Source organism: Amycolatopsis sp. H20-H5, from assembly GCF_035828755.1.
Taxonomy (GTDB): domain Bacteria; phylum Actinomycetota; class Actinomycetes; order Mycobacteriales; family Pseudonocardiaceae; genus Amycolatopsis.
This window is the reverse complement of record NZ_JAYMZS010000105.1, coordinates 24128-32311: the sequence shown is the minus strand read 5'-3', so window position 1 is coordinate 32311 and position 8184 is coordinate 24128. Positions and strand designations below refer to the sequence as shown.

Genomic DNA, 8184 nt, shown 5'->3' with positions numbered 1-8184 from the left:
TTCGCGCCCAGGCGGCCCCGGGCGGCAGGGGGCGCACGACCCGAGTGCGACCCGGTACGAGGGTCGGCGCCCCGCACCGCCAGGAACCACCTGAATCACGAAGCCCATCGAACAGAATTACCAGACACGCCCTAGCCCGGACCGCGGAACCGGCCTCGCCGTCCAGCCGTCACGCGTGACTGGATTGCCGTCACACGTGATTGCGCTGCCGTCACGCGTGGCGGCAGTCTGGACACGGGTGGCGGCAGTCTGGACACGGGTCGATCATGGGGGCGTGCGGTCAGGCGCTGGTGGTTTCGGGGGGGGCGGGCTCGATGGGGGCGGGTTCGCCGAAGCGGGCGAGCGCGAGGGCCGCGGCGATCGCGAGCGCGAATCCGGCCAGCGCCACGAAGGCAAAGCCCGGCCTGGTGCGGTCGCCGAGCGCCAGCACACCGACCAGCGAGGGGAACACGGTCTCGCCGATCACCATCATCGCGGTGGACGTCGTGACGCTGCCGCGCTGCAACGCCGTGGCGTAGAACAGCATCGCCATCGCGCCGGCGACCGCGACGGTGTACACGGCCGGGTCGGTGAGCAGGTCCAGCGGGGCCAGGCTCGGGATGATCCGGCCGGAGATGGCCACCACCCCGAAACTCAGCCCGGCGACCAAGCCCAGCGCGGGGGTGCGGAACCGGCGGGACGCCTTGCCCGCGAGCATGCCCGCGACACCGAGCACCACCACGGCCCCGGCCAGCACCAGGTGGAACGCCGTCCCGACGGACGAGGACCCCTCGCTCTCGGCGGAGGCGCCCAGCAGGGCCAGGCCCGCGCACACCACGGCCACCGCCGCCCACTCGCGCCTGCCCAGCCGGGCCCCGAGGAACCGGGCCGCGACCGCGGTGACCGCGAGGCTGGCGGCGAGCGCGGCCTGGACGACGAACAACGGAAGCACGTGCAGCGCGGCCAGTTGCGCGGCGAAGCCGAGGACGTCGAAACCCAGTCCCAGCACGAACCGCCACTGCCCGAGCACCCGGACGAGCAGCCGCGGGTCGACCCCGTCCTCACCGCCCGTGGTCGAGCGGGCGGCGATCGCCTGCAACACCGACGCCACACCGTAGGCGCAGGCGGCGGCCAGCGCGCAAAGCAATCCCCACCACATGGTCCTCAGCCTAGGGCTTCGCCGTGGATCTTGTAGAGTTCTCCCCATGTCGAACAGCAGTTCGAGGATGGAACGTCACTGGCCCGCGTCGGACGCGCCCGACGAGCTGCGGTCGCAGCACGATTTCCTGGGTTTCCTGCGCGTCACGGCCGTCAACAAGGTGGCAGGGCTGAGCCGGGAGCAGGCCGCCGCCACCCCGCTGCCGACGTCGCCGCGGATGAGCGCGCTGGGCGTGCTCAAGCACCTCACGGCGGCCGAGCGCTGGTGGCTGTCCATCGAGGCTGGCGGGCTGGACGCGCCCTCGCTGTGGAAGGGCTCGCCGGATCCCAGCTGGGACCTGACCGGGCAGGACGATCCGGCCTCGGTGATCGCCGCGTACCGCGCGGAGTGGGTCCGTTCCGAGCGGGCGCTGGCCGGGCTGGCCGCGGGGGACCGCACGCGGAAACCGCCGGGGGAGCAGGTGTTCACCGTGCGCTGGGTGCTCACGCACCTGATCCAGGAAACGGCCCGGCACGTCGGCCATCTGGACTTCCTGCGCGAACTCGCCGACGGCACGACCGGCGAGTGAGCCAGGGGCCGTAGGCCGTGTCTGGCAAATCAAGTTCGCGGTCTTCGCGCCCAGGCGGCCCCTGACGGCACGGGAGATTCACCCGAGTAAACCCGGTACGAGGGCAAATCCCCCGCACCGCCAGGAACCACCTGGAACACGAAGCCCATCGAACAGATTTACCAGACACGCCCTAGGCTGTGGGCATGTCTGATCGGCTCTACTTCCGCCAGCTGCTGGCCGGCCGCGACTTCGCGGTGGGGGACCCGGTGGCCACGCAGATGGTCAACTTCGCGTACCTGATCGGCGACACCGAGACCCGCGAGGCGGTCGTCGTCGACCCCGCGTACGCGGTGGGCGATCTGCTGGACCTCCTCGAGGCCGACGGCATGCGCCTCACCGGGGTGCTCGCCACGCATCACCACCCGGACCACATCGGCGGCGAGATGATGGGCTTCTCCCTGCCAGGGATCGCCGAGCTGTTGGCCCGCGAACAGGTGCCGATCCACGTCAACACCGCCGAGCAGGAGTGGGTCCGCCGCAGCACCGGCGTCTCGGACACCGACCTGCGCGCGCACGACCACGACGACGTCGTGGAGGTCGGGGCGATCCCGATCCGGCTGCTGCACACCCCCGGCCACACCCCGGGCAGCCAGTGCTTCCTGGTCGAGGACAAGCTCGTCTCGGGCGACACGTTGTTCCTGGAAGGCTGTGGCCGCACCGATTTCCCCGGCGGCGACGCCGAAGCGATCTACCGGAGCCTGCAGTGGCTGGCCGGGCTCCCCGGCGACCCGGCGGTCTATCCGGGGCACCAGTACTCGGCCGAGCCGACGGCCGCGCTCTCGAGCGTCAAGGAGACGAACTTCGTCTTCCGGCCGCGTTCGCTCGACGAGTGGCGACTCATGTTCGGCGGCTGAGCCGCACTTCACGCCCCTGAACGTGGGACTCGCCCCGTGCCCGCCCGCGAGTCCCACGCTCACGACGCCGAGTTCCACATTGACGGCCTCGAGTTCCACACTCGCGTGGCCGGTTCCGTGACAGCTGCCCAGATACCGGGATCAGGCGTCCGCTGATTGACTTCACCCGTTCGTGGCTTGAAGCTCAGCACATGACCCGCCGCGGCACGCTTCTCGTCAGCCGCCTGTACGTCGATCTCCGGCAGCAGGCGAGCGCGGCCTGTCCGCGCGCCTGACCCGGCCCGGCTTTCGTCCTTCCCCCGCACTCCTTCACCGGGAGAACCCTGTGTCGCTCTCCGCCACCGGTGTGCTCACGCGCCCGGAAACCACCGCAGAACCGGCCCCACCCCACCGTTCCCGCCGGAAACTGCCCGATCTCCGCCGCTGGATCAGCCCGATCGCGCTGCTCGCCGCCTGGCAGGTGGCGAGCTCCACCGGCGCCCTGCCCGCCGACAAACTGAGTTCACCGTGGACGGTCGTGCGAGCGGGCGTCGAGGTCGCCCGCACCGGCGAACTAGCCGACGCCTTCCTGGTCTCGCTCGGCCGGGTCGCGGCGGGTTTCGCGATCGGCGCGGCCGTCGGGGTGCTGCTCGGCGTCGTCGCCGGGCTGTCGCGCTGGGGCGAGGCGCTGGTCGATCCACCGGTCCAGATGCTGCGCACGTTGCCGTTCCTCGGGCTGATCCCGTTGTTCATCCTGTGGTTCGGCATCGGCGAGGAGACGAAGATCGTCCTGGTGGCGCTCGGCGTCGCCTTCCCGCTCTACCTCAACGTCCACTCCGGAATCCGGACGGTGGACGACCAGCTCGTGGAAGCGGGCCGGGCACTGGGTTTCACGTCCGCGGAACGGTTGTGGCACGTCGTGCTGCCCGGCGCGCTGCCGCAGACGCTGGTCGGGCTCCGGCAGTCGCTGGGGCTGGCGTGGCTCGCGTTGATCGTCGGCGAGACGGTCAACGCGGACGCCGGGGTCGGCTACCTGATCAACAACGCCAGGGAGTTCCTGCGCACCGACGTCGTCGTGGTCGGCCTGGTCGTCTACGCGGCGCTCGGCCTGGCCACCGACGCGCTGGTCCGGTTGCTGGAAAGGAGGGCCCTGCGATGGCGAGCCCGGTGAACGCCCCCGTGGTCGCGGTCGCGGGCCTGACCAAGCGGTTCGGCTCGCGGACCGTGCTCGACGGGCTCGAGCTGACCATCGGCCGTGGTGAGTTCGTCGCGCTGCTGGGCCGCAGCGGTTCCGGGAAGTCGACGCTGCTGCGCGTGCTGGCCGGGCTCGACGCCGACACCGAAGGCCGCGCGGACGTCCACGGCACGGTCTCGGTGGCCTTTCAGCAGCCGCGATTGCTGCCGTGGCGCGTGGTCTGGCGCAACGTCGTGCTCGGGCTGCGGCGCGGCACCAGCTCACAGGCCCGCAACCGCGAGCTCGCCGAGCGGGCGCTGGACGAGGTCCAGCTCGCCGAGCACGCCGACGACTGGCCGCTGACCTTGTCCGGCGGCGAGGCACAGCGGGTCTCGCTCGCCAGGGCGCTCGTGCGGGAGCCGGACCTGCTGCTGCTCGACGAGCCGTTCGGCGCGCTCGACGCGCTGACCCGGATCGCCATGCACCGCCTGGTCGAGGACCTGTGGCGCCGCCACCGCCCGGCGGTGCTGCTGGTGACCCACGACGTCGACGAGGCGTTGCTGCTCGCCGACCGGATCCTCGTGCTCGACGAGGGCGCCATCCTGTCCGAACACGTCCTCGGCCACCCACGGCCGCGGAAACCGACTGACCACATCGATGTCCGCGCGAAGGTGCTCGGCGACCTGGGAGTGACCGAAAGTGCAGTGGCATAGGCGAATGACGGCCGTGGCGGCCATGCTTTCCCTGGCGGCGCTCGCCGCTTGCGGCGCCGGATCCGCGAGCCCCGGCGTGGCCGCGGTGCCCGCCCCGGTATCCGTGGCCGACCTCGCCAAGGTCACCTTGAAGGTCGGCGACCAGAAGGGCGGGGTGAAGTCGATGCTCACCGCGGCGGGCCTGCTCAAGGACACGCCGTACAAGATCGAGTGGTCGACGTTCACCTCCGGGCCGCCGCTGCTCGAAGCCGCCTCGGCGGGCGCGATCGACCTCGGCCGGGTCGGCAACACGCCGCCGATCTTCGCCGCCGCGGCGAAAGCGAAAATCTCGGTGGTGAGCGTCTCGACCAGCAACGTCGAACGCGAGGCGATCCTGGTGCCGAAGGACTCCGCGCTCCGCGACGCCGCCGACCTGAAGGGAAAGACGGTCGCGGTGGCGAAGGGCAGCTCGGCCCACGGGCAGCTGCTCACCACGCTGAAGAACGCCGGTCTGTCCACTAAGGACGTCAAGCTGTCCTACCTGCAGCCGTCCGAGGGCTACGCCGCGTTCACCCAGCACGCGGTCGACGCCTGGGCCATCTGGGACCCCTACACCGCGCAGGCGCAGATCGACGCTCAGGCTCGCGTGCTCGCGGACGGACGAGGCGCGTCGAACGGCTACAGCTTCCAGACGGCGAGCACCGCCGCGCTCGCCGACGCCGGGAAGAACTCGGCCATCCGCGACTACCTGACCCGCGTCACCAAGGCCCAGCTGTGGGCTGACTCCCACCGGCCGGAGTGGGCGAAGGCCTGGGCCGCCGAAACCGGGCTCAAGCTCGACGTCGCGCAGAAGGCGGTCGACGCGGGCCGCGACCTGCCGACCACGCTCGACGACAAGGTCGTCCAGTCCGAACAGCAGCTGGCCGACGCGTTCAGCCAGGACAAGACCTTGCCGGGCAAGGTCGACTTCGCCCAGTTCGCCGACCGCCGATACGGCCCCGACCTCGAGAAGGCGAGGAACGCTTCGTGAGCGTCAAACCGCACTGGTTCCTGCCGACCACCGGAGACGGCCGGACGATCGTGGAACGCTTCCACGCCAACAAGTCCGCCGGTCCGACCGCGCAGCGCGCCCCCGATCTCGACTACCTCGCGCAGGTGGCGCGGGCGGCCGAGCAGCAGGGTTTCGAGGGGGTGCTGACCCCGACCGGCACCTGGTGCGAGGACGCGTGGCTGACCACCGCGGCGCTGATCCGCGAGACGCGGCGGCTCAAATTCCTGGTCGCGTTCCGCCCCGGCGTGATCTCGCCGACGCTGGCCGCGCAGATGGCCGGGACGTTCCAGCGCCTGTCCGGGGGACGCGTGCTGCTCAACATCGTCACCGGCGGCGACGCCGTCGAACAGCGCCGGTTCGGGGACTGGCACGAGCACGACGAACGCTACGCGCGCACGGACGAGTTCCTCTCGATCGTGCGCGGCGTCTGGTCCGGCAAGCCGTTCGACTTCGCGGGCGAGCACCTGCGGGTGGAGGGGGCGACCACGCTCGCGCCGCCGAATCCGCTGCCACCGGTGTACTTCGGCGGTTCCTCGGCCGCCGCGCTGCCGGTGGCCGCGCGGCACGCCGACGTCTACCTGACCTGGGGCGAGCCGCCAGCGCAGGTGGCCGAGAAGATCGGCAAGGTGAGGGAGCTGGCCGAGGCACAGGGGCGGACCGTGCGCTTCGGCGTCCGGGTCCACACGATCTCGCGCGACACTTCGGCCGAGGCCTGGGGCGAGGCGCAGAAGCTGCTCGACGCGCTGAGTCCCGAGCAGGTCGCGAAGGCGCAGCAGCAACTCGCGGCGAGCGAGTCCGTCGGGCAGCAGCGGATGGTCGCGCTGCACGGCGGGAAGATCGACGCCGGGGTGCGCGGACTGGAGATCCATCCGAACCTGTGGGCCGGGGTCGGCCTGGTGCGGGGCGGCGCGGGGACGGCGCTGGTCGGCAGCCACGCCGAGGTCGCGGACCTGATCGAGGAGTACCACTCGCACGGGGTCGAGGAGTTCGTCCTGTCGGGGTACCCGCATCTGGAGGAGGCCTACTGGTTCGGCGAGGGGGTCCGGCCCGAGCTGGCTCGGCGCGGCCTGCTCGCGGACGTTCCCCTGCTGCGCCCGCAGTCGCATCCGGAACGGAACGTCTCGGCCTTGTAGGCTTGGTCAGCTCCACCGGGTGGAGGCGAACACGACGATATTGTCCCGATAGGACCGTTTGGCCGCGTCGAAGCTGCCGCCGCAGGTGATCAGCCGTAGCGCGCTGCCCGGCGCGGCGCCGTAGACCTGCGCGGTGGGGAACGCGTCTTTCGGGTAGCGCTGCACGGAGTCGACCGCGAAGGTGACTTCCCGCCCGTCCGAACGCCGGACGCGGACCTCGTCACCGGAGCGCAGCTCCTTCAGCCGGAAGAACGGGGCCGGTCCGGCCCGCGAGTCGACGTGCGCGGCGATCACGGCGGGGCCGGGGTCGCCGGGCACCGGCCCGCCGGAGTACCAGCCGATGTCCTCGAACCGGTCCGGCGCCAGCAGTTGCCGGTCCGGGCCCAGGGTGAGCGGGACGAGCGCGGGCTGGTCGATGCCGAGCGCCGGGATCGTCAGGCTCACCGGCCGGACGTCGGCGGCAGGCGGCAAGGGCAGTGGCCCCGACGGCCCCGACGGTCCCGAACTGACCGGTGGGGTGGGGACGGCGGCAGGCTGCGGCGCCGCGGGTGCGGGCGCACAAGCGGCGAGGGTGAGCAGCAGCAGGCCGATCAGTGCCCGTTCACCGCGCACGGGCGACCCGGCGCCGCAGCTTCGGCCAGGCCGCGAGCGCGACCAGCGCGGCGAGGATTCCGCCCGCGGCCCAAGGCCCCGCGAAGTCCCGGCCCGGCTGGATCGCGGTGCCGCCGCCCCCGGTCTCCACGCCGAGTTTGGGTGCGTCGGGCAGCGCGGCGCCGTCGGCGATCGGCACGGCCGTCAAACTGTCGGCGCCTTCGGTGACCAGCAGGGTGGTCGACGAGCCCGCCTTGACGTCGACCGTGGCGGAGCCGCTCGTGCCGCCCCCGACCAGCTTCAGTGGCCAGCGACCCTGCGGGAGTTCGCCGTATGGCGTCGTGATCCCGTAGGCGGCGCCGTCCGCGACGACCTTGTCGCCAGGACCGGTGACGCTCACCGGGGCGTACGACGCCGAGCCCTGCACGACGCGCACCCGGCCGTTGCCCGCGGCCGGGGCCGTGAGGTCGTCGTTGACGAAGTCGCCGTTCAGCGTGCCGTCGGGCCCATCCGCGAACACCAGCAGCGAATAGGCGTGGGCGTCGTCGACCGTGATGGTCGCGGTCAGCGCGGGCGGCGAGGTGGGCGCGGCGTCGACCGGCCGCATCGACAGGGTGTACGCGCCGGGATCCACCGACGAGTACCCGGTCACCGAGCCGTACCCGGCTTTGCGGATGACCACCTTCTCGGGCTTGCCGAACGGGGCGAAGTAGATGTCGACCGGCGGCACCTGGGGCGAGAGGTGACCGACGCGGATCCAGCCGACCCCGGAGCCGGGCGCTTCGGCGGCGGTCGCCGGGGCGGTGCCGAGCAGCAGGGCGGCGGCGCCCGCGAGGCCGGCGGATCTCAGCAGCACGTGGCGTCTTCGCGGTGTGGTGCGCATCGGGGGGACCTTCCGGTGGGAGTCGGATCAGGTGAACGGGCTGAGCAGCCCGGCCGGGGGAAGCGGCGGGTACGTCACG

9 protein-coding genes are annotated in these 8184 nt (G+C 72.0%); 6 read left to right on the top strand and 3 right to left on the bottom strand.

What is annotated here, in order from left to right; translation table 11 throughout:
• Positions 1–280: 280 nt before the first annotated feature.
• Entirely contained in the window at positions 281–1138 is an 858-nt protein-coding gene (locus tag QMK34_RS37260; RefSeq protein WP_326419462.1) for a DMT family transporter, read from the bottom strand.
• Between the two features lie 46 nt (positions 1139–1184).
• Here QMK34_RS37260 and QMK34_RS37255 point away from each other — a divergent pair, with 46 nt between their 5' ends.
• The 6 genes from QMK34_RS37255 to QMK34_RS37230 all read left to right on the top strand — a co-directional run bounded on the left by QMK34_RS37255 (position 1185) and on the right by QMK34_RS37230 (position 6631).
• Positions 1185–1706: a DinB family protein gene (locus tag QMK34_RS37255; RefSeq protein ID WP_326419461.1), complete on the top strand. Its 522-nt coding sequence runs from the start codon at positions 1185–1187 to the stop codon at positions 1704–1706.
• Between the two features lie 185 nt (positions 1707–1891).
• Entirely contained in the window at positions 1892–2602 is a 711-nt protein-coding gene (locus QMK34_RS37250) for an MBL fold metallo-hydrolase (RefSeq protein ID WP_326419460.1), read from the top strand.
• A gap of 325 nt (positions 2603–2927) precedes the next feature.
• Positions 2928–3752 carry an ABC transporter permease gene (locus QMK34_RS37245; protein ID WP_326419459.1) on the top strand — a complete coding sequence of 275 codons (825 nt, stop codon included), beginning with the start codon at positions 2928–2930 and terminating at the stop codon, positions 3750–3752.
• Positions 3737–4468 (top strand): ABC transporter ATP-binding protein, encoded by a 732-nt coding sequence (locus tag QMK34_RS37240; RefSeq protein WP_326419458.1) that lies wholly within the window; start codon positions 3737–3739, stop codon positions 4466–4468. Before QMK34_RS37245 ends, QMK34_RS37240 begins: the two co-directional genes overlap by 16 nt.
• Before the next feature lie 4 nt (positions 4469–4472).
• Positions 4473–5477, top strand: coding sequence for an ABC transporter substrate-binding protein (locus QMK34_RS37235; protein ID WP_326419457.1), 1005 nt, complete (start codon positions 4473–4475; stop codon positions 5475–5477).
• Positions 5474–6631 carry an LLM class flavin-dependent oxidoreductase gene (locus QMK34_RS37230; protein ID WP_326419456.1) on the top strand — a complete coding sequence of 386 codons (1158 nt, stop codon included), beginning with the start codon at positions 5474–5476 and terminating at the stop codon, positions 6629–6631. The genes QMK34_RS37235 and QMK34_RS37230 overlap by 4 nt, the downstream gene beginning before the upstream one ends.
• Before the next feature lie 6 nt (positions 6632–6637).
• On the opposite strand, the gene QMK34_RS37225 is transcribed toward QMK34_RS37230, so the two are convergent.
• Both QMK34_RS37225 and QMK34_RS37220 read right to left on the bottom strand, forming a co-directional pair.
• On the bottom strand, positions 6638–7243 hold the full coding sequence (locus tag QMK34_RS37225) for a class F sortase (protein WP_326419455.1): 606 nt from the start codon (positions 7241–7243) through the stop codon (positions 6638–6640).
• Positions 7233–8105, bottom strand: coding sequence for a DUF4397 domain-containing protein (locus QMK34_RS37220; protein WP_326419453.1), 873 nt, complete (start codon positions 8103–8105; stop codon positions 7233–7235). The genes QMK34_RS37225 and QMK34_RS37220 overlap by 11 nt, the downstream gene beginning before the upstream one ends.
• Positions 8106–8184 lie beyond the last annotated feature (79 nt).